The organism is Maricaulis sp. D1M11 (genome assembly GCF_047308265.1).
Taxonomy (GTDB): Bacteria; Pseudomonadota; Alphaproteobacteria; order Caulobacterales; family Maricaulaceae; genus Maricaulis.
Genome location: NZ_JBKQWY010000007.1, coordinates 50,574 through 69,338, shown reverse-complemented (window position 1 = coordinate 69,338; position 18,765 = coordinate 50,574). Strand labels below are relative to the sequence as shown.

The window sequence follows — 18,765 nt, the reverse complement described above, 5'->3', positions numbered from 1 at the left end:
TGAAAGCCCCCAGCCTAACTCCATACACAGCGGAAACAATGCCTTTCCGTGACGCCCGATTATCGCACGACGCAAACAGGATATGACCGTGTGGGTCAAACAATGGAGAGACAGGATGGGCTTGCTGGTCGACGGTCAATGGCACGACAAATGGTATGATACCAAGGCGTCGAAGGGGCGTTTTGTCCGGGCCGAGGCTCCGCTGCGAAACTGGGTCACGCCCGACGGATCAGCCGGCCCCACGGGGCGGGACGGCTTCAAGGCAGAACCCGGCCGGTATCACCTTTATGTCTCCTATGCCTGCCCGTGGGCCCACCGCACCTTGATCTATCGCGCACTCAAGGGGTTGGACGAGATGATCTCGGTCTCTGTGGTGCACTGGTACATGGCTGAAAAGGGATGGACCTTCGCCGAGGATGCCGACGGGATTGTGGGCGATGATCTGTTCGCCAAGGATTTCATGTACGAAGTCTATCTCCAGTCCGAGCCGGACTACTCCGGTCGTGTCACCGTGCCCGTGCTGTGGGACAAGAAAACCCATCGCATCGTGTCGAATGAGAGCTCGGAAATCATCCGCATGTTCAATTCCGCCTTTGACGGTGTCGGTGCGAAAGCGGGCGATTACTATCCGCACGACCTACGCACAGAGATCGACGCCATCAATGAGCGTGTTTATGCCACTTTGAACAATGGTGTTTACCGGTCCGGATTCGCGACCACACAGGACGCCTATGAAGAGGCTGTCCGCCCCCTGTTCGACACGCTCGACTGGCTGGAGGAGCGCCTTGCGCGACAGCGCTATCTGACCGGCGAAACTCCCACCGAAGCAGATTGGCGCACCCTGCCCACGCTGTTACGCTTCGACATGGTGTATTTCGGCCATTTCAAATGCAATCTGCGCCGGATCACCGACTATCCCAATCTGTGGGGTTATACGCGCGACCTATTCCAGCAGCCGGGCATTGCGGCGACGTTCAACGCCCATCATGCCAAGGCGCATTACTATGCCAGCCACAACACGATCAATCCCACGCGCATTGTGCCTGTGGGACCCGAGATCGATTTCATGGAACCGCACGGGCGCGGTTAGCTTGCCGCGACAAACGGCAAGACGACTGGATCAGGCGGCGTCGCGAGACTTGGACTTCTCCGCCTTCTTCACTTTCTGAACCGCGCGCTGGCGCTTCAGGCGCGAGAGGTGATCAATGAAGAGCACACCTTCCAGATGGTCCATCTCGTGCTGGATACAGGTGGCGAACATGCCTTCGGCGATTTCTTCCACCTCATTCCCATCATAATCAAGATAGGTGATCTTGATCCGGTCCGGACGATCGACCGTGTCGTAATATCCCGGCACCGACAGACAGCCCTCTTCATACGGGCGCAGCGAATCGGACGGGTCGGTCAGGACCGGATTGACGAAGAATTTCGGGTCCTTGCGCTCATCCGGACCAGACAGGTCCATGACAATGATACGTTTGGGCACACCCACCTGGATGGCCGCGAGACCAATGCCGTCAGCGGCATACATCGTCTCCAGCATGTCATCCATGAACGCGCGCAGATCATCATCCACCCCGTCTACGGGTTGGGAGACCTCTTTGAGGCGCGGGTCGGGTACGGTTACAATCTCGCGAATAGCCATGGGGCCAAGGTAATCGCCTGCGGTTGATCATTCAAGAACACCCGGCGGTCAGGCTCAGTTCTCGTCCGGGCCGGCAAGCGCCGGTGCCTGCATCTCGCCATCTCCTCCCGCGCCCGAAGCCGCCACAAGGTCCTCAGGCAAGGCCTTCTTAGTCTGGGCGCCCAGGGTTTTCAGCATCTCCGCCTGGCGGATCACATTGCCACGCCCGGCCACCAGCTTGCCCCGTGCGTCCGACCAGGCAGCCTGGGCCTGATCGATACGATTGCCCACAGCATCCAAGTCAGAGACAAAACCCTCGAACTTGTCATACAGTGCCCCGGCCCGTTCAGCGATGGCCCGGGCGTTCTGGTTTTGTCGATCAATGGTCCAGAGATTTTGAACCGTACGCATCGCCATCATCAAGGTTGTGGGCGTCGCGATCATCACCCCGTGCTCCCAGGCAAAGGTCGAAAGCTCGGGGTCATTTTGCAGCGCCAGCGAGGCCGCCCCTTCCAGCGGAATGAACATCAAGGTGAAGTTCACACCTTCATACAGGGCAGCATAATCCTTTGCGCCAAGCGATTTGATATGCGCACGAACCGAGGTGATATGAGCCTTGAGAGCGGCGCCGCGCTCTGCCTCACTCGCATCATCGCGCACGGTCTCCTTGAACGCGGTCAGCGAAACCTTGGAGTCGATCACCAGTCTCTGAGCTCCAGGCATTTCCACCACGATATCAGGGCGAAGACGCCGACCATCCTCGGAGGACTTGGTTTCCTGAGTGAAGAACTCATATCCCTCGCGCAGTCCGGCCTGTTCGAGAATGTTCTGCAAGACCAGCTCGCCCCAATCGCCCTGGGTCTTGGAGGACGAGGTCAGGGCCCGGGTGAGGTTGTGAGCTTCGTCCGACATGCGTTTGGCATCCGAGTGCAGTGTCTGCATGACGGTTGCGATCTGCGTGGTCTGGGCTGTGCGTTTCTCGGAGTCCTGGGTGACCTGCTGCTCCAGCTTGCCCAATTGTTCCCGCAGGGGTGTGAGCAGAACCTGGAGGCGCTCAGTGCCCTGCTTGTTCAACTCGGCACCTGAGGTTTTGAGGATGTCTTCTGCCGTCAGGCGGAAGGTTTTTTGCATTTCTTCTCGTGCCGATTTCACCTCGTCGAGACGCTGGGAGTGATGCGACTGCATGCTTTTGTGCTCGGCCTCGAGCACCGCAAGCTCACGCGCCAGATTCTCCTTGCGCAGGCTCAGGGCCTCGATTTCACGCCCCTGAGTATCGAGCCGCTCACGCGCGTCGCTCAGATCGCGCGTCAGGGCCGTCAATTCAGCTTCCTGCCGGGAAATCACCACATCCCGATCTGCAATCTTGGTGGCGAGCCCGTCCATCTCGCGGGCCTGATCCGCCAGGGCCTCGGTATGATTGACGACGGACGCGCGCTGCCCCTGCCAGAGAAAACAGAATACCAGGGCCAGGCTGATCCCCGCCGCGGCTGCCGCACTTAGTCCCAGGAAAATCGGATCCATCACATCCACCGAATCAAAACCACCAGACGCCGAAGATTAGCACGCCCCGATGGACAGAAACGGTCACCCCCTGTGTTTCCCCGTGGGCATTTATCTTGCAGCAGACACCGCCGGGACACGAGGAGTTGCGTATGTCGATCACGATCAAACGCTTTGACGAGCTAAGCGCTGCCGACAAAGAGCAGTGGAATCAATGGGCTGCACCGAGCGGCCAGTTGATCAGCCCCTATCTGCGTGCGGAGTTTGCCGGCACGATTGCCCGATATCGGGACGATGTGCGCATTGCCGTTCTGGAACAGGATGGCACGACCAATGGCTATTTCGCACATCACACGCCTCAGAATGGTGTCCTTCGACCTGTCGGTGCCCCGATGAGTGACTATCAAGGTGCCGTCATCCGCCCTGGAGCGCGCGCACATCCCACGGATTTCCTCAAGGCGACCGGCAGCTCAGCCATTGTGTATGACAACTGGTTCTGCCCCCTGGGCGGCGTGAAATCTGCGCGTCGGGAGCGGGACGGGTCTGTTGTGGTGGATCTGAGCGCCGGTGCAGACGCCTATTTCTCGGCCCAACGCAGCCAGTTCAAGGATCATTTCAAGAAGACGGCTCGCCGCTTGCGCGCGGCTGAACGCGACTTCGGACCCGCTCGTGTCGAGATCGGTGACCCGTGCGGCTCTGCGTTTGACCAGCTTGTCGCTTGGAAGCGCCAGCAATACCGCGATACCGCCAAGCTGGACGTTATGGGGATTGATTGGGTGATGAATGTGCTCGATCACCTGCAGCAATCCAGCGAGAACGGTTTTGGCGGTCTTACTGCCGCGCTGTGGTTCGGAGACCGCCTGGCCGCTGTCGAATTCGGCATCCAGGCAGATGGCGTCTACCATTCCTGGTTCCCGGCCTATGATCCAGAGCTTGCAAAATATTCGCCGGGACTATTGCTCATGCACGGCATCTTCGAACAGGCCCAGGATATGGGTCTGAACCGTGTGGACCTGGGCCGCGGCGGCCAGCACTACAAGAAATACTATGCGAGCTATGAAGTGCCGCTGGATCAAGGGCGCGTTCTCACCTCCGGCTTCGCGGCTCTGGCGATTTATGGCTGGGAGGCGGCGGAGAAAGCCGCCCAGGTCATGCCCGAACGGGTTGCCGATATCCCGGCCCGCCTGCGTCGACGTTGGGCCCAGGTCTCGGCCTATGAGCGTCGGTTGGGACCGCGTCTTGCCTCCATGGCCCTTGCCATGCGTCAGCCCCAGGCGGCCTAGGCATTATTCCACACCCGCTTACGGGCTCGTGACTTTGCGGAAAGCCTCTTCCGACCTAAATTGCGCGTCGGACAATCAAGAGGAGTTCCGCCGATGCGCGCATGTCTGACCGGTCTGGCCCTGACGCTCTGCCTGAGCACCCCGGTTCTGGCCATCCAGGAGGGGGGTGAACCCGTCCTGATGGAAACCGAACAAGCGGATTTCCTCGTCGAGACCGTGGCAACGGGGCTTGAGTATCCCTGGTCGATCGCCTTCCTGCCTGATGGCAATGCGCTGGTGAGTGAACGGGAAGGACGTCTTCGCCTTCTGCAGGATGGTCAACTGGTCGAGACGCCGCTCGCCGGTCTGCCCGCCGACTTGCTCGTGGAACGCCAGGGCGGCCTGCTGGGTCTGGCTCTGCATCCCGAATTTGAAACGCAACGCTGGGTCTATTTCGCCTATGCGGCCGGTGCACCACAATCCAACCGCACAGTGCTTGCACGCGGCTGGTTGGCCGATGATCTCGGTTCCCTGAGCAATGTGGAAACCCTGTTCCAGGTGAATTTCGAAAAGGAACGCGGCTTCCACTTCGGGGGTCGGGTGATCTTCCTTGAAGACGGAACGCTGTTGCTGACGCTCGGGGATGGAGGCCTGCACCGCGACCAGTCCCAGAATCTGGAAAACCACCTCGGCACAATCATCCGCCTCAACGCCGATGGCAGTGTGCCGTTCGACAATCCCTATATGGGTGTGCGCGGAGCCCAACAAGAAATCCATTCCTACGGTCACCGCAATGTGCAGGGTATCGCCATCAATCCGGCCACCGGGGCGGTCTGGGCTCATGAACACGGCGCGCGTGGGGGTGATGAAATCAATATTGTCCAGCCGGGACTGAATTATGGCTGGCCGGCTGTGACCTATGGGATCAATTACGACGGCACACCGATCTCTGACGCCACTCAGGGCGAGGGATTTGTAGATCCGATCTGGTATTGGGTGCCCTCGATCGCCCCGTCCGGCATGGATTTCTATGTGGGTGAGGCGTTTGCCAACTGGCACGGTGACCTATTTGTGGGAGCTCTAGCCGGTAGCCGTCTCATTCGCTACGAAGTGCGCGGCAATCAGATCATTTCCGAGGAAGACCTGCTGGAAGATCTCGGTCAACGTATCCGCGATGTCAAAACCGGACCCGATGGCCTGGTCTATGTACTCACCGATGATCTGGACGGACAGGTCCTACGTCTTCGCCCTGTGAGCCAGTAAAGGGTGAGCCAGTAAAGGGTGAACCTGTAAAAGGTGAGCCCGCACCCTGGCTTTCGCACGGGTAACGGATCAGGAGACGCTGGACCGGCTGCGGAACGCGGCCGCCAGCGTCCCGTCGTCCAGATAATCCAGCTCACCGCCCACCGGAACGCCGCGAGCGAGTGAGGTGAGATTGATGTTACAGTCTGCCAGCTTGTCCGCGAGATAGTGCGCCGTGGTCTGTCCGTCGACCGTGGCGTTCAAGGCCAGAACGATTTCCGTGACCTGGTCGGCCCGCGCCCGTTCAATCAGGCCCGCCATGTTCAAATCCTCCGGCCGCACACCATCGAGTGCGGACAGGACGCCGCCCAGAACGTGATAATGCCCCTTGAACGCACCTGCACGTTCCAGCGCCCAGAGATCACCCACGGTCTCGACGACACAGATGACATGGCCCTGCCGCCCCGGCGCGGAACACACCGTGCAAGGGTCACTCACATCCAGATTGCCGCATATCGAACACGGCTTGATTTTCTCTGCGGCCTGGGACACTGCCTCGGCCAGCGGCAACATCAACGCCTCTTTACGGCTGAGCATGTGCAAAACGGCTCGTCGGGCCGAGCGCGGTCCCAGACCGGGCAGTTTCCCGAGCAGGCTGACAAGACGTTCGATTTCCGGACCGGCAGAGGTGGCAGACATCGGATATCCCTAGAACGGCAGTTTCATGCCGGGTGGCAGGGGCAAGCCGGACGCCGCGTCCTGCATCATCTCCTGCTGCAAGGCTTCCGCACGGCGGCGGGCATCATTGTGGGCTGCGATGATGAGATCTTCGAGAACCTCTGCCTCATCCGCTGTTAGAAGGGACGGATCGATCGACACAGCGCGGGCATCACCCTTACCGTTGAGCGTCACCTTCACCAAGCCAGCACCGGCTTCACCGGTCACTTCGGTTTCTGCAAGTTTTTGCTGGTTTTCCGCCAGCTTGGCCTGCATTTCCTGTGCCTGCTTCATCAGGCCCATCATGTCCTTCATGCGTCATTCTCCTTGGCAGCGGCGCCGGGCGCTGCACGCGCCTCGCCTTCAACAACCTTGACCAACTCCGTTCCGGGGAAGAGGCGCATCGCCTCGAGGACCGCGGGGTCCTGTTTGGCCCGATCGAGCCGGGCCTGGCGATCTGCCGCCCGTTTTTCCGACCACGTCTGCCCCCCCTTGGCAGCACGGTCCGCCAGCACCACCCAGGCCGCGCCGGTCCACTCCTGGAGCTTGCGCGCGATGCGCGGCGCCAGATCCATGGGCGCATTCTTCTCAGGCTGAAAGGTCATCTGACCCGGCTTGAACATCACAGGTCGACAATATCGTTCGACATCCGACTGGAGCGAGATATCCCTGCGGGCCGACAGCATGGTGATGAAGGTTTCAAAACTGTCCGGTCCATCCTGGATACCGGCTCCGGGCGGGTCCAGTTCGACGGGAAGATCCTGCGGAGCCGGGCGCGCCTCGAAGCGCTGGGCCTCAGGCTTTCCCGGCGCCTCCATTGATCCACCCGGCGCAGCGTCATTGACGCCTGCCGGTGCACTGGCGTTTCCAGGTGCACTGGCTGTCGCGGGAGGGTGCGAGGCGAGCAGGCGTGCGGCGTCTTCGGGCGGCGGTAGCATTGATGCGGCGGCGAGACGCAAGAGGGTCATTTCTGCGGCCGCCAGTGCATCAGGCGCCGCCCGGACATCATCCAGCCCGCCCAGCAGAAGTTTCCACAAGCGGGTGAGCTGGGCCAGTGTCTGGCTCTGCGCCAACGTAAACACGCGTTCGGCGGTTTCGCGGGACTCGCCAATATCCGCATCGGGACCAATGGCCTTCATACGCGAGGCTGCATGGACAAAATCAAGAAGATCCCGGGTAATCACGACAGGATCCCCCCCGGCATCATAGAGATCTTCCAGCTCGGCAAGCGCGTCCGCCGTTTCACCCCTGACCGTTTTCTCCAGAAGGTCGAGCACGCGGGCCCGGTCGGCCAGCCCCAGCATGTCGCGCACCTGCCTGACATCAACCGGCGTCTCGCTCTCGGCGCCTTGTACGATGGCCTGGTCGAGCAGTGACAGGGCATCGCGCACCGAGCCTTCCGCCGCGCGGGCAATCAGGCCCAGACCATCCCGGTCAACGCGCGCCTGTTCCTTTTCGCAGATATTGGCCAGGTGATCCGTCAGCACCTCGCGATCAATACGCTTGAGATCAAAGCGCTGGCACCGCGAGAGCACTGTGACGGGAACCTTGCGGATCTCCGTCGTCGCGAAGATGAATTTCGCGTGGGCAGGCGGTTCTTCCAGGGTTTTGAGAAGGGCATTAAACGCCGAGGTCGACAACATGTGGACCTCGTCAATGATGTAGACCTTGTAGCGCGCCGAGACGGGCGCATACCGGACACCATCCAGAATTTCCCGGATATCATTGACGCCCGTGCGGGATGCGGCGTCCATTTCCATCACATCCACATGGGCCGAACGCGAAATGGCATCACAATGCTCGCCCGGCTCGCTGAGAGACATGCTAGGCGCATCTGCCTGCTGGGTGCGATAGTTGAGCGCTCGCGCGATGAGACGCGCCGTTGTGGTCTTGCCGACCCCGCGCACACCCGTCAGCATGTAGGCGTGGGCAATACGTCCTGCCGCAAAAGCATTGGTCAGCGTCCGGACCATGGCCTCCTGGCCAATAAGGTCTTCAAACCGGCTGGGACGATATTTCCGGGCTAGAACCTGATACCCTTCCGACGCGGCATCCGGCAGATCCAGGCCGGGCATCAACATGCTCTCCGCCCCTTGATCAGCATCGGAATGGGGCGTGTCGACCATGGGGGATCCCGTCGTGTCTCGGAAACTCAAGTGGAAGACCGGACAGCGACCCGAGACAAAACTCGTTACGGCTGCTTCCTTCCGGACCTGACCGGGTTGGCGAGGATCTCGTCCACCGCCGATCTTCCATCCCCTATATCGCGCGGGCGCGCGCAGAGCGCAAGAGAGTGGATCACAAACCTGACCATCGACACACAGCCCGCTTAGTTACACGCGCGCGTGTCAGACGACTGCATGATCGCGGATTGAAGAAAAAGCGCATGATCATCGAGCGCTGCAATGAGCTGATCCTCCCCGCCCTCTGCCAGAAGTAGTTCACGCCAGTACGCAATCACACGGCTCTGGGTCTCCAGCCACTCGCGAACGGCATGTCCGCAAGGCCCCGCATTCATCGGGCTCTCGGGCTGGCATTGATGGAACAGACTCATCTTGCACCTCCTGTTGAAACCTCATTATTTGCGACTCATTCTCATATGCAAGATATTTTTCTCAGCACACCCCGTGCCTGAATGACGCAGACCGATTATCTAGGGCTCAGAACCGGAGAGACATCATGAATGATCGCGCCCGCCTGCCCGCCGACAAACCGATGATATTTGCCGGCAATCCACTCGACCGGGGCGATGCCCTGCGGCGCGATGAAACGGCTCTGGCCCAGCTGCCAGACAGCCCGTCGGCACGCTATATTCTGTTCTCGTCACGACGCCCGCTGGTCACCTCGACCGGTGCGCTTGCCTGGCTGGAACGGGATGCCGCACGTGCGCTCGCGCCGGACGGTGAGGCTTACTTCCTTGGACACTGGGGCGAATTTGCCTGTTTCGCCCTGGCCGCACCAGATGAGCTCGACAGTGTTGAGGCGGGCCAGTTCACCGACACACGCCAGGCGGTCATGGTTATGCCTCCATCGGAATCAGGGGTGTTGGCACAGGGATTGGCCCTGGTGAACTGGCATGCCAGCCATCCCTATTGTTCCCGGTGCGGCGGTAAGACCCGCATCGCGGCCGGTGGAGCCAAACGGATCTGTACCCAGTGCGAGGCGGAACATTTTCCACGCGTTGATCCGGTTGTGATCATGCTGGCAACGGACGGTGATCATTGCCTTCTGGGTCGCCAGGCCAGCTGGCCTGTCGGTATGTGGTCAGCCCTCGCAGGATTTGTTGAACCGGGTGAAACACTTGAAGAAGCCTGCGCCCGCGAGCTCCACGAAGAGGCTGGCGTGAAAGTGGATATGGCCGGCATCCAGTATGTGTTCGGACAACCCTGGCCTTTCCCGTCATCACTGATGATCGGACTGACGGCACCCGTCACCAATACAGCTTTGACCGTGGACACACATGAACTGGAAGCCGCCCGGTGGTTCAGCCGCCAGGAGATCCGCTCGATGATGGAGGGTACACACGCGGAGGCCAGCATCCCGCCTCGGCTCGCCATTGCCAGCCGGTTGCTGGAAGACTGGATCAATCAGGACTGAGCCACCTGGAGACCAAGGTCTTCGCAAAACGCTCCAGATATTAGTCAAAAAAAGGGGGCTGAGACCAGCCCCCTTCAAGGTCGTCGACTGTGTGTCTTACTCGGCAGACGCCAACTCGGGACGAGTCCAGGCGAAACCTTGGAAGACACCGTCGAGCGGCGTTTCTGCGATATGATTGGTGTAGTTGGAGAGCGTCTTCAAAGAGACACCCAGGACCACGTCCAGCACATTGCCCTTGGTGTAACCGGCGGCCAGGAAGGCATCGATCTGGTCGTCGCTGGCATAACCGCGTTCACGGACCACAATCCGGGTGAAGGCACTCAGGGCTTCCAGCTTGGCGTCCGGGAGAGTTGTTCCATTGCGCAGGGCTTCCAGAACGTCTTCGGCCATGCCGACCCGTTGTGAAATGCCCGAGTGAGCCGCGACACAATAGGTACAATTGTTTTCGAAATTCACCGTCTGCAGGACAACCTGCTGCTCGACCGGGGTCAGATCCGTCTTGCCGAAAATGCCGGAGAGAGTGGCATAGGCTTCAACGGCGGCCGGTGAGGCCCCGAGGATACCCATCAGATTGGGCAGGAAGCCGTAGTTTTCTTTCACGGCCTCGAAGGTCGCCAGAGACGCTTGCGGGGCGTTGCTTTCATTGAGAACGTCAAATCGGGACATTGTGCGCATCCTTTCGCTGTCCCGACGCTGCCTAGCCGGGGGGATCTGGGCAACGCCGGGGAGTATCGTCCGATGACGAGCTATTTGGGATGCAATTTCAGGGATTAAACCGGGCTAGACCACACAGCCTCTTCACGCTTTCGCGAGTTAGAACACGGACTAACCCGTGCCGGCGTCACAACTGGAAACGGTGAAAATACGCGGTGGAGACGCCTTGATAATCCTCCATGCCATACCGGTCGTAGTCAAAACGAACACCTGAACTCGCGAGAAGCTTGATTAAATCCGCGCGGGTTGGCCTTGCACGCATAGAAAAGCCGGCTCCCTGGGGAACCGGCTTTCCAATTGATCAGACGATCTGTCAGGCCTTAGCCACCGAAACGGTGAACGTAGGACAGGGAGAAACCGTCAAAATCGTCGAAGTCGTAACGGGTGTAGTCGAAACGCACACCGGAACGCTCGGTGAAGAAGTATTCGGCACCCACGCCGAAGGCAGCAGCACTGTCATCATCGGAAACGGTGATGTTGGCAACGTCGGCGTCGATCTCGGCATAGGTGTAGCCAGCGCGGGCAAACACGTTGAGCTGCTCGGTCACCGGATACTGCGCCACCAGGAAGCCAGAGAAGGCATAATCCATGGAGATGTCGACATTGGTGCCAGCGATGTTCACATCATCGTCGGTCAGGCCGAAATTGGCTTGGCCTTCAACACCAAAATAGTCATTGAAGTCGTAACCGGCGCGCAGAGCGACGGTGTTCAGGTTGACGATGTCCGCGTCGATGTACTCGTAGCCCGCTTCCAGGGTCCAGTCCTGGGCTTGGGCACCGGCGGCAACAGCGATGGCGGAAACGGCAGACAGCGCAATGGTACGAAGCATGGTGTACTCTCTATTTTTTGAATTAACTCGGGGGTTTGGGTAGCGACGACCAACACCTGCTGGCGCCGCTCGTCGGGCGCTATTTCAGATCTGGACGGGCCGAACACAAGAGGGACAGGTGCACCAAATCGTCTTGTTTCCGCAGTTGCGAACAGGCTGTTGCACAGACTCCACAACCTTTAAATCCCATTCACATACAGGCTAACTTCCCGTCAGAATCCGGCCAGCTAGATGAGCCCTAGATGAACCGACCATTCAGAGCTGAGACGCTATGTCTCACCCGATTTCATGGGCTTGACCTGCGTTCCAACGCTCAGACCGGTTGCCTGTGCGAGCGGCTCATGCCAAACACGGGCGGATTTTCAACCTGTCTGACTCGGGGGCGTCTATGGGCGATCTCTTCTGGAACAAAGTATTTGGCGTCGTTATCGGCGGTGTGCTTGTCGTTATCGTAATTAGCCAGCTGGGCGGCATGCTGGTCGGCTCCCACGACTCTCTGGCCTTGGACGAAGAACACGTCGCTTATCCCGTCGACTGGGACGCCCTGGGTGGCGCAGGCGCACAAGACGTCGAAGAAGTCATCGAAGGCCCGACGGATTATGGCGTTCTGCTGGCTTCCGCTGATTTGACCGCTGGCGAACGTGTCGCGCGTCGCTGCACGTCTTGCCACACATTCAATGAGGGCGGTGCCACGGGTACCGGCCCCAATCTGTGGAACACCGTGAATCGACCGGTCGCCAGCATTGCCGGCTTTGGGTACTCCGCTGCCTTGCAAGGCTTGGGAGGCGACTGGACCTATGAAGCTCTGGACGGTTTCCTGGAAAGCCCGCGCAATTATGCCAACGGCACAGCGATGTCCTTCGCCGGCCTGCGCAATGAAGCCGACCGAATCAACCTGATCGCGTACTTGCGCTCCCTGTCCAACGATCCCGCCCCGCTCCCTGCACCGCTGGCTGCGGCTATCGATTCAGTTGAAGACACAGCGGGCGAAACCGCTGCCCAGGTCGAAGATGCTGCTGAAGCCCTTGGAGATGCAGCAGAGACGCTCACCGAGAGCACCGATGCTGACGCGGTCGAAAACATCGCGGACGATCTGCAAGAGGCTGTAGAAGACACCGTTGAGACAGACGGCGATCAATAGCCCTGATCACTCGCATACAGATTGCACGAAAGCCCGGTATCAAACCGGGCTTTTTTGTATCTAGTCTCAGAACAGGCCGGGTGGAGAATAAAACGCCAGACGGACCCGATTGCGAACGGGGTTTTCTGCAGCCCGAATACGCGCCTCAGCCTCTGAGAACGGCTCAAGCGTCACATCCATGAAGCCGGCATTGGCATGCAAGAAATGTTCGCTATCGGTCATCAGACCGACATGTCCGGGCCAGAAAACCACGTCTCCTCGTGCCAGTTCCGCGCCTGCAGGCACGATAGCGCCATGGTCAAGCGCCCAGGCTTCCTGCTGGTCGGCATCTCGCGGAATGGCCACACCCGACGCGGCGAGCGCCATCTGCACCAGGCCCGAACAGTCCAGACCCAGGCTCTCCTTCCCACCCCACAAATAGGGCGCTCCGAGAAAACCTTCAGCGACGGCCACGAAATCATCCGCCGTCTCATCAAGCCTCGAACAATGCGCCGCCGTGACCCAGCCCAGACCTTCCACCTCCACAAAACGCCCGTCGCGACGCCCGGCCTTGAAGCAGGAATTCAGGGACAACAATGCGCGCGGCGCTGATTTGAAATCAGGCTCGCTGAACACATAAGTCCGAAGGACCGAGATACGATGATCGACCGGACGGCATGTCTGGCTCAACCCGGCCACATCCACCCAGCCGACATAATCATCGCTGCGGGATTGGCCCCAGGCCCAGCCATCAACGACTTCCAGGACGGCAAACGCGTCCCCGAACAACAGCTGGTCATCCATGGCACCGTCAGGGTGCGGCTGGCGTCGGATCGGTGCGGCTGACACACTGGCCTGATAGAGCACCGGGTCAACAAATCGCTCGGCCTCGACCTGACCTTCTAATGCGCGGTCGGCAAGGTCGGGGCGGGCGAGCGTGAGGCGGGGATCCAGCGAAGACATGAGGCAGTTTCCTCGGCACGGTGAGCGACATTCTCGCCATAGTCGTACAGGAAAACGGCGCCTTTGACAGTGCGATGCACGGAGATATCACGCTTGTCGCGTCGATCCTTCTTGCGTCGGACAAATCCGTGGTTTTCCAGTACCGTCAATGCCCGGGAGATTGCCGGTTTGGGCATATCCAGATCACGGGCCAGGTCCCGCACGGCATGCGGGCCCGGGCGCATGAAAATCGCCAGCAAAAGCGCGAACTGACGCCCTGTCAGGTCCGGCTGTTCGCCTTTCACCGTATCGCTCGACACACGATGCATCATCTCAAGCGACATCATTGCATGGGACACCATGCTCCACTCCCTGAACGCCTCTTCGAGGTTGAGGCGCTAATCTAGGAAGCGTTTCTTAAGCATATGGTAAATGGCGCGCGATGCTTGGGACTCTCCGCCTTTCGGACGGCCGGGGCGATCCTTCGGATTCCAGCCAAAGATATCAAAATGGACCCAGGGTGCGGATGATGGCGCAAATCGGCGCAGGAAGAGTGCGGCTGTGATCGACCCGGCGAAAGGCGTATCCGCGCCATTGACCAGGTCAGAGATGGACCCGTCCATCCAGCGATCATACCCCTCCCACAAGGGCATGCGCCACAAAGGGTCAGCCGTGGTTATTCCCGATTCGGCCAGATCCAAAGCCAGCTCGTTGTCATCCGTATAGAAGGGCATGACCTCCGGTCCCAGGGCCACTCGGGCTGCGCCCGTCAGCGTCGCCATATCAATGACCAGCGCAGGATCATGCTCACCCGCCTTGGTCAATGCATCCCCGAGCACCAGACGCCCCTCGGCATCGGTATTGTCAATTTCAACAGTCAGACCCTGGCGGCTGTCCAGGACGTCACCGGGCCGGAAGGCGCCCGCGCCCACGGCGTTTTCTACAGCCGGGACAAGAACGTGCAGGCGGATATTCAGACCCGCCGACATGATCATGTGCGCCAGACCGAGAACATTGGCTGCCCCGCCCATATCCTTCTTCATAAGCCGCATATAAGCCGCGGCCTTGATATCCAGACCACCGCTGTCGAAACATACACCCTTGCCGACCAGGGCAATGCGCGGGTGATCCGGATTGCCCCATTCCAGCTCGATCAGACGGGGCGCTTCCGATGCAGCGCGCCCGACCGCGTGGATCATCGGATAATTCTGGGTCAGCAAATCATCGCCCGTCACAACCGAAACCGTGGCGCCGTGGCGCTCGGCCAATTTCCGTGCCGCTGCCTCGAGACCCTCCGGCCCCATGCGATCGGCAGGCGTATTGATGAGATCGCGGCTGAGCATCACCCCTTCAGCAATACGCCGGGCGTCTTCAGTGTCTGCTGCCGCCGGCGGACACAGGCGAGCGAGCTCGATCCCAGCCGGCTTGAACCTATCAAATGTATACCCGCCCAGAGCCCACGCGGTGGTGCAGAGCGTGGGATCCCATCCATCGGGCAAATTCGCGATCGACCAATCCCCGGCGGGCAGGGTTTTAGCGGCATGGCCCAGAACAAACACATCCGTACCCGATCCAATGCCCAGCCAGGCTGCAACTTCCGCATCGCCCGGCAGCAATACGATCTGCCCCGGCTTGCCGGTGAAACGGGCCGCGAGGCCACGCTGGGCGTCAGGCAAGGCCTGGATAGCCGCTTCGGCATCCTGGGCAGAAACGAGACGGACGAAGGACGAAGCAGTCTTGGCAAACATCTTGGATATCACCTGGGTCAAGGGCCTGGAGCGCGGTTTAGAAACGCAGTGTTAACCCATTCTTGAACTCCATGGCGCAGTTTCAAGGGTAACTCACAGTCAGGAACCCGCCATGCGCCGTGTCAGCCTTGTCTTTCCCTGTCTTCTTCTTGCTCTGGGGGCCTGTGCCACCACGGACCGCACCGCAGCGGAAGATGCGCTGGCCGCTGACCTGGAAAGCACAAACATCATTCCTGCCAGTTTCGACGAACGCCAGGCCATTCGCAGCCAGGATCTGTTGACGCAAGCCGCGTTCTGGGCGGAAGCGCATGATCTCAATCCATCTGATCTTGAAGCCGCTACGGAATTGTCCATCGTTCTGCGCAAGCTGGGTAATCCGGTACGCGCCGCCGAGATCGGACGTCAGACCCTAGCCCTCTATCCGGACAATCATGATCTCTTGCTTGCTTATGGGACAGCCCTGGCCTCGTCCGGCCGAGGGGCCGCGGCCCTTGAGCCGCTCAACCGGGCACTGACGCAGCGATCAGATGACTGGCGCGTTCTCAATGCTTTGGGTGTCGCCTATGACCAGGCTGGCGATCCCGATCAGGCCCGTCAGCACTTCCAGCGGGCCCTGGACTTGGAACCTGCAGAGGCGTCAATCCTGTCGAACCTTGCCTTGTCTCACGCCATGTCCGGCGATCCAGCAACAGCGGAACGCCTGCTGCGTGAGGCGATGATCCGCCCGGGTGCCGATGCCACCATCCGTCAGAACCTGGCCCTCGTCCTGGCCCTGCAGGGGCGGTTTCAGGAAGCGGAAGACATGGCGAGTGTGGATACCAGCCCGGACATGGTCGACGCCAACATGGCGTATATCCGTTCCATGCTGACGACCACACGCCGGTATGATGCCTTGCGCACTGCGGCGACCGGTAGTCGCTAATCTAAAAATCCATTTGTGATTTAAGCGGCGGAGGTGGCGGCGGGGGTGCCGTCTCGTTTTCCTCCACTTTCTTGAGCGGAAAATCCCGGCGCACGGTCGGGCTGACCAGCGTGTGGTCAAACCGGAAATCCTCCACCAAGGCACGTAACTCCAGCGGAGCCTTGCCGGACTTGGATGCTTCCGCCGTCCGGTAGAGCGCATAAAGCCGCAGATAACTCTTGTCATCACGCGACAGCGAGGTCTCATCGAGGCGGGCGCAGATATCGATCAGCTTGTTGAGGGCATGCTTCTGACGCCCCGTTTTCAGATCGATCACGGCGCTGGCCATCTCCACCATCCAGCCGACATCGGCGAAGTGGGTTTTGGGCGCCGTGGACAGGGCCTTGCGGGCGGATTTCAGATCATCCTTGACAATAAGCCGAAGCGCCGAAGTCGCGGCCTCGCGCGCGCTTTCAATGTTTGCGCGCCGTTTTTCTGCTGATTGTCGCCCCGAAAACATGGGCTGTGTCCACCTGTGCAACATGGTCTACGCTATTCAATTAGCGCGCCAGAACCGATCCGTCACATACTATTGATGCGAATAATAGCCGGTCCGAGGATGACCACAAACAGCACGGGCAGAAAGAACACGATCATGGGCACGGTCAGCTTTGCCGGGAGCGATGCCGCCTTTTTCTCGGCAGCCGCCATGCGCATATCCCTGTTCTCCTTGGCCATCACCCGCAATGCCTGCCCCAGCGGCGTACCATAGCGCTCGGCCTGGATGAGGGATGTGCACACGGCCTTCACGCCGGGGTGATTGGTACGCCGCGCCAAGTTTTCATAGGCCTGACGCCGTTCCTGGAGATAAGAGAGCTCGGCGGTGGTCAAGGAAAGTTCTTCGGCCAATTCAAGCGATTGTGTGCCAACTTCGGTCGAAACCTTCTGGAAGGCCGCCTCGACGGACATGCCTGATTCGACACAGATCAGGAGCAGGTCCAACGCATCAGGGAAGGCTGACATGATGGATTGCTGGCGTTTCGCGGCCGTGTTGGACAGGTAGAGGTTGGGTGCATAATAGCCGAGCAAGCCGAACCCGAAGGCGAAACAGTAACGGGTAATGCTCGGCAAGCCGAAATCATTGACCATGAACAGGTAGAACAGCGCCCCAATCAGAAGAAGGATCGGCGAGGCCAGGCGGAAAAAGTAAAACGCCACCACGGGTCTGTTTCCGCGAAGCCCCGCCTGTTCCAGCTTGATCTTGAGGGCGGGGTCCTCAAAAGCTTTCTGAAGATTGAGGGCGTCTACGACCTGGCGCATCATGCCCTTGGCTTCATCGCCGCGGATCGAACCGCTATTGCGCTCACGATGCGCAGCGTCAATGCTCTCACGGCTTTTGCGTCTCAACTCCTCACGACGGTTCTGCACGGCCTTGATACGCTTGTCTGTCTTGTCACCGGACAGGGCGGGCGCCGCTACTGTGAGAACTGTCGCGAAGACCAGAGCTCCGGCGACCAACGTCAGCAAATTGGTCGGGTCGATCAGAAAATCGCGTATGTCTTGAAAATCGAACATGGATCAAATCTTGAAATTGATCATGCCGCGCATCACAAAAATGCCGATCGCCATCCATGTGGCCCCACCCAGCAGCATCAGCTGACCGGTCGGATGCGTGAACAAGGTGCTCATATAAGACGGGGTTGTGGCGTAGACGATACCCAGAACACCCGGCGGCAGGGAGCCGATAATCATCGCAGAGGACTTGGCCTCCGATGACAGAGCGCCGATTTTTTCGCGCATCATCTTGCGAGAGCGCAGCACCGTCGAGAGATTGCCCAGGGCTTCAGCCAGATTACCCCCGGTCTTTTGCTGGATCACCAGGACGGTGGTGAAGAAGTAGAGTTCTGGCAGGGGCATGCGCTCACACATGCGGTTGAGGCCATCTTCCAGCGAAACACCCACTGCAATCCCCTCGACCAGGATCTGGAATTCCGATTTCAGGGGTTCGGGCGATTCCGTCGAGATTATCTTCAGACACTCATTGAGCGGCAGGCCGGATTTCACGCCGCGGACGATCACATCGAGTGAGTTGGCAAATTCCTGGGTGAATTTCTTCTGCCGACGCCCGCGCAGAAAACCCAGCCACCAACGCGGCAGTCCAAGGCCGGCAATGATCACCGAGCCGAATGTCAGGATCAGGTTCTGGCCCGTGAAAAACATCACAACCGCCGCTAGCACGGCGGCAACCCCGGAATAGATCCAGAACGTCGTCGGCTCGAGCGTCAAACCGGCCTGCTGGATGCGAGCGCGCAGGGTCAGCGTCTTTTTACGGGCATCCCGCTGACGCTGTTCCATATCCTTGAGGCTTTCCTGGATCTGACGCCGTTTCTGGGCCGCCTGGTCCAGCGCAGACGAGTGGCGCTTGCCACGCTGTAATTGCCCACCCGAGATCTGGCCGACACGCTTGCGCGCCTTGCCATCACCGGCAGATCCCGCAAACACCCAACCCACGCCGCCAATCGCAAAAAAGGCCAGCGCTGCGACCAGGATAAATGTCATGTCCGACAT

20 protein-coding genes and 1 other RNA gene are annotated in these 18,765 nt (G+C 59.7%); 6 read left to right on the top strand and 15 right to left on the bottom strand.

Translation table 11 applies throughout. From position 1 onward, the window contains the following. The first annotated feature begins 115 nt into the window (after positions 1 to 115). A complete protein-coding gene (locus RMQ97_RS11305; protein WP_413660987.1) occupies positions 116 to 1,090 on the top strand; it encodes a glutathione S-transferase family protein in 975 nt (324 codons plus the stop codon). Between the two features lie 30 nt (positions 1,091 to 1,120). Here RMQ97_RS11305 and def read toward each other — a convergent pair whose 3' ends face one another. After that, positions 1,121 to 1,645: a peptide deformylase gene (gene def / locus RMQ97_RS11300; RefSeq protein ID WP_413660986.1), complete on the bottom strand. Its 525-nt coding sequence runs from the start codon at positions 1,643 to 1,645 to the stop codon at positions 1,121 to 1,123. Between the two features lie 54 nt (positions 1,646 to 1,699). Next, positions 1,700 to 3,145 carry a DNA recombination protein RmuC gene (gene rmuC, locus RMQ97_RS11295; protein WP_413660985.1) on the bottom strand — a complete coding sequence of 482 codons (1,446 nt, stop codon included), beginning with the start codon at positions 3,143 to 3,145 and terminating at the stop codon, positions 1,700 to 1,702. A 131-nt stretch (positions 3,146 to 3,276) separates the two neighbouring features. Here rmuC and RMQ97_RS11290 point away from each other — a divergent pair, with 131 nt between their 5' ends. Both RMQ97_RS11290 and RMQ97_RS11285 read left to right on the top strand, forming a co-directional pair. Then, on the top strand, positions 3,277 to 4,407 hold the full coding sequence (locus RMQ97_RS11290; protein WP_413660984.1) for a GNAT family N-acetyltransferase: 1,131 nt from the start codon (positions 3,277 to 3,279) through the stop codon (positions 4,405 to 4,407). Positions 4,408 to 4,500: 93 nt separating this feature from the next. After that, positions 4,501 to 5,649 (top strand): PQQ-dependent sugar dehydrogenase, encoded by a 1,149-nt coding sequence (locus RMQ97_RS11285; protein WP_413660983.1) that lies wholly within the window; start codon positions 4,501 to 4,503, stop codon positions 5,647 to 5,649. A 69-nt stretch (positions 5,650 to 5,718) separates the two neighbouring features. Here RMQ97_RS11285 and recR read toward each other — a convergent pair whose 3' ends face one another. The 5 genes from recR to RMQ97_RS11260 form a co-directional block, all read right to left on the bottom strand. Then, positions 5,719 to 6,327: a recombination mediator RecR gene (gene recR, locus RMQ97_RS11280; protein ID WP_413660982.1), complete on the bottom strand. Its 609-nt coding sequence runs from the start codon at positions 6,325 to 6,327 to the stop codon at positions 5,719 to 5,721. Between the two features lie 9 nt (positions 6,328 to 6,336). Further along, positions 6,337 to 6,660, bottom strand: coding sequence for a YbaB/EbfC family nucleoid-associated protein (locus tag RMQ97_RS11275; RefSeq protein ID WP_413660981.1), 324 nt, complete (start codon positions 6,658 to 6,660; stop codon positions 6,337 to 6,339). Next, complete coding sequence (locus RMQ97_RS11270; RefSeq protein WP_413660980.1) at positions 6,657 to 8,471, bottom strand: DNA polymerase III subunit gamma/tau; 1,815 nt, start codon at positions 8,469 to 8,471, stop codon at positions 6,657 to 6,659. The genes RMQ97_RS11275 and RMQ97_RS11270 overlap by 4 nt, the downstream gene beginning before the upstream one ends. Before the next feature lie 29 nt (positions 8,472 to 8,500). Beyond that, positions 8,501 to 8,599, bottom strand: an RNA gene (ffs, locus tag RMQ97_RS11265) — signal recognition particle sRNA small type. A 75-nt stretch (positions 8,600 to 8,674) separates the two neighbouring features. Beyond that, positions 8,675 to 8,899, bottom strand: a complete 225-nt coding sequence (locus tag RMQ97_RS11260; protein WP_413660979.1) for a hypothetical protein — start codon at positions 8,897 to 8,899, stop codon at positions 8,675 to 8,677. Between the two features lie 125 nt (positions 8,900 to 9,024). Here RMQ97_RS11260 and nudC point away from each other — a divergent pair, with 125 nt between their 5' ends. Next, the gene (nudC, locus tag RMQ97_RS11255) at positions 9,025 to 9,942 is read left to right on the top strand and encodes an NAD(+) diphosphatase (protein ID WP_413660978.1); all 918 of its coding nucleotides are present in this window, start codon (positions 9,025 to 9,027) and stop codon (positions 9,940 to 9,942) included. A 96-nt stretch (positions 9,943 to 10,038) separates the two neighbouring features. On the opposite strand, the gene RMQ97_RS11250 is transcribed toward nudC, so the two are convergent. Together RMQ97_RS11250 and RMQ97_RS11245 are read right to left on the bottom strand one after the other, a co-directional pair. Beyond that, entirely contained in the window at positions 10,039 to 10,608 is a 570-nt protein-coding gene (locus tag RMQ97_RS11250) for a carboxymuconolactone decarboxylase family protein (RefSeq protein WP_413660977.1), read from the bottom strand. Positions 10,609 to 10,976: 368 nt separating this feature from the next. Continuing rightward, positions 10,977 to 11,486, bottom strand: a complete 510-nt coding sequence (locus RMQ97_RS11245; protein ID WP_413660976.1) for a porin family protein — start codon at positions 11,484 to 11,486, stop codon at positions 10,977 to 10,979. Positions 11,487 to 11,874: 388 nt separating this feature from the next. Here RMQ97_RS11245 and RMQ97_RS11240 point away from each other — a divergent pair, with 388 nt between their 5' ends. Next, positions 11,875 to 12,627, top strand: a complete 753-nt coding sequence (locus RMQ97_RS11240; RefSeq protein WP_413660975.1) for a c-type cytochrome — start codon at positions 11,875 to 11,877, stop codon at positions 12,625 to 12,627. A gap of 66 nt (positions 12,628 to 12,693) precedes the next feature. Here RMQ97_RS11240 and RMQ97_RS11235 read toward each other — a convergent pair whose 3' ends face one another. The 3 genes from RMQ97_RS11235 to RMQ97_RS11225 are packed head-to-tail and all read right to left on the bottom strand — an operon-like array spanning position 12,694 to position 15,296. Beyond that, positions 12,694 to 13,569, bottom strand: a complete 876-nt coding sequence (locus tag RMQ97_RS11235; RefSeq protein WP_413660974.1) for a C40 family peptidase — start codon at positions 13,567 to 13,569, stop codon at positions 12,694 to 12,696. Next, positions 13,509 to 13,910 (bottom strand): MarR family transcriptional regulator, encoded by a 402-nt coding sequence (locus RMQ97_RS11230; RefSeq protein ID WP_413660973.1) that lies wholly within the window; start codon positions 13,908 to 13,910, stop codon positions 13,509 to 13,511. The genes RMQ97_RS11235 and RMQ97_RS11230 overlap by 61 nt, the downstream gene beginning before the upstream one ends. 36 nt (positions 13,911 to 13,946) lie before the next feature. After that, positions 13,947 to 15,296 carry a leucyl aminopeptidase family protein gene (locus RMQ97_RS11225; protein WP_413660972.1) on the bottom strand — a complete coding sequence of 450 codons (1,350 nt, stop codon included), beginning with the start codon at positions 15,294 to 15,296 and terminating at the stop codon, positions 13,947 to 13,949. Between the two features lie 112 nt (positions 15,297 to 15,408). Between RMQ97_RS11225 and RMQ97_RS11220 the strand changes: the two genes are divergently transcribed. Further along, entirely contained in the window at positions 15,409 to 16,218 is an 810-nt protein-coding gene (locus RMQ97_RS11220) for a tetratricopeptide repeat protein (protein ID WP_413660971.1), read from the top strand. A gap of 1 nt (position 16,219) precedes the next feature. Here the strand turns inward: RMQ97_RS11220 and RMQ97_RS11215 are convergent, their stop codons facing one another. The 3 genes from RMQ97_RS11215 to RMQ97_RS11205 form a co-directional block, all read right to left on the bottom strand. Next, the gene (locus RMQ97_RS11215) at positions 16,220 to 16,717 is read right to left on the bottom strand and encodes a hypothetical protein (RefSeq protein ID WP_413660970.1); all 498 of its coding nucleotides are present in this window, start codon (positions 16,715 to 16,717) and stop codon (positions 16,220 to 16,222) included. Positions 16,718 to 16,779: 62 nt separating this feature from the next. Further along, positions 16,780 to 17,772, bottom strand: coding sequence for a type II secretion system F family protein (locus RMQ97_RS11210; protein WP_413660969.1), 993 nt, complete (start codon positions 17,770 to 17,772; stop codon positions 16,780 to 16,782). A 3-nt stretch (positions 17,773 to 17,775) separates the two neighbouring features. Next, positions 17,776 to 18,765 carry a type II secretion system F family protein gene (locus RMQ97_RS11205; RefSeq protein WP_413660968.1) on the bottom strand — a complete coding sequence of 330 codons (990 nt, stop codon included), beginning with the start codon at positions 18,763 to 18,765 and terminating at the stop codon, positions 17,776 to 17,778.

Bases quoted from the DNA above. Each gene is read 5' to 3' on its own strand.
- RMQ97_RS11205 (WP_413660968.1), bottom strand. From the start codon at position 18,765: ATGTCGGACATGACATTTATCCTGGTCGCAGCGCTGGCCTTTTTTGCG.
- RMQ97_RS11245 (WP_413660976.1), bottom strand. From the start codon at position 11,486: ATGCTTCGTACCATTGCGCTGTCTGCCGTTTCCGCCATCGCTGTTGCC.
- RMQ97_RS11275 (WP_413660981.1), bottom strand. From the start codon at position 6,660: ATGAAGGACATGATGGGCCTGATGAAGCAGGCACAGGAAATGCAGGCC.
- recR (WP_413660982.1), bottom strand. From the start codon at position 6,327: ATGTCTGCCACCTCTGCCGGTCCGGAAATCGAACGTCTTGTCAGCCTG.
- RMQ97_RS11220 (WP_413660971.1), top strand. From the start codon at position 15,409: ATGCGCCGTGTCAGCCTTGTCTTTCCCTGTCTTCTTCTTGCTCTGGGG.
- rmuC (WP_413660985.1), bottom strand. From the start codon at position 3,145: ATGGATCCGATTTTCCTGGGACTAAGTGCGGCAGCCGCGGCGGGGATC.
- RMQ97_RS11285 (WP_413660983.1), top strand. From the start codon at position 4,501: ATGCGCGCATGTCTGACCGGTCTGGCCCTGACGCTCTGCCTGAGCACC.
- RMQ97_RS11305 (WP_413660987.1), top strand. From the start codon at position 116: ATGGGCTTGCTGGTCGACGGTCAATGGCACGACAAATGGTATGATACC.
- def (WP_413660986.1), bottom strand. From the start codon at position 1,645: ATGGCTATTCGCGAGATTGTAACCGTACCCGACCCGCGCCTCAAAGAG.
- nudC (WP_413660978.1), top strand. From the start codon at position 9,025: ATGAATGATCGCGCCCGCCTGCCCGCCGACAAACCGATGATATTTGCC.
- RMQ97_RS11210 (WP_413660969.1), bottom strand. From the start codon at position 17,772: ATGTTCGATTTTCAAGACATACGCGATTTTCTGATCGACCCGACCAAT.
- RMQ97_RS11225 (WP_413660972.1), bottom strand. From the start codon at position 15,296: ATGTTTGCCAAGACTGCTTCGTCCTTCGTCCGTCTCGTTTCTGCCCAG.
- RMQ97_RS11230 (WP_413660973.1), bottom strand. From the start codon at position 13,910: ATGGTGTCCCATGCAATGATGTCGCTTGAGATGATGCATCGTGTGTCG.
- RMQ97_RS11240 (WP_413660975.1), top strand. From the start codon at position 11,875: ATGGGCGATCTCTTCTGGAACAAAGTATTTGGCGTCGTTATCGGCGGT.
- RMQ97_RS11290 (WP_413660984.1), top strand. From the start codon at position 3,277: ATGTCGATCACGATCAAACGCTTTGACGAGCTAAGCGCTGCCGACAAA.
- RMQ97_RS11260 (WP_413660979.1), bottom strand. From the start codon at position 8,899: ATGAGTCTGTTCCATCAATGCCAGCCCGAGAGCCCGATGAATGCGGGG.
- RMQ97_RS11270 (WP_413660980.1), bottom strand. From the start codon at position 8,471: ATGGTCGACACGCCCCATTCCGATGCTGATCAAGGGGCGGAGAGCATG.
- RMQ97_RS11250 (WP_413660977.1), bottom strand. From the start codon at position 10,608: ATGTCCCGATTTGACGTTCTCAATGAAAGCAACGCCCCGCAAGCGTCT.
- RMQ97_RS11235 (WP_413660974.1), bottom strand. From the start codon at position 13,569: ATGTCTTCGCTGGATCCCCGCCTCACGCTCGCCCGCCCCGACCTTGCC.
- RMQ97_RS11215 (WP_413660970.1), bottom strand. From the start codon at position 16,717: ATGTTTTCGGGGCGACAATCAGCAGAAAAACGGCGCGCAAACATTGAA.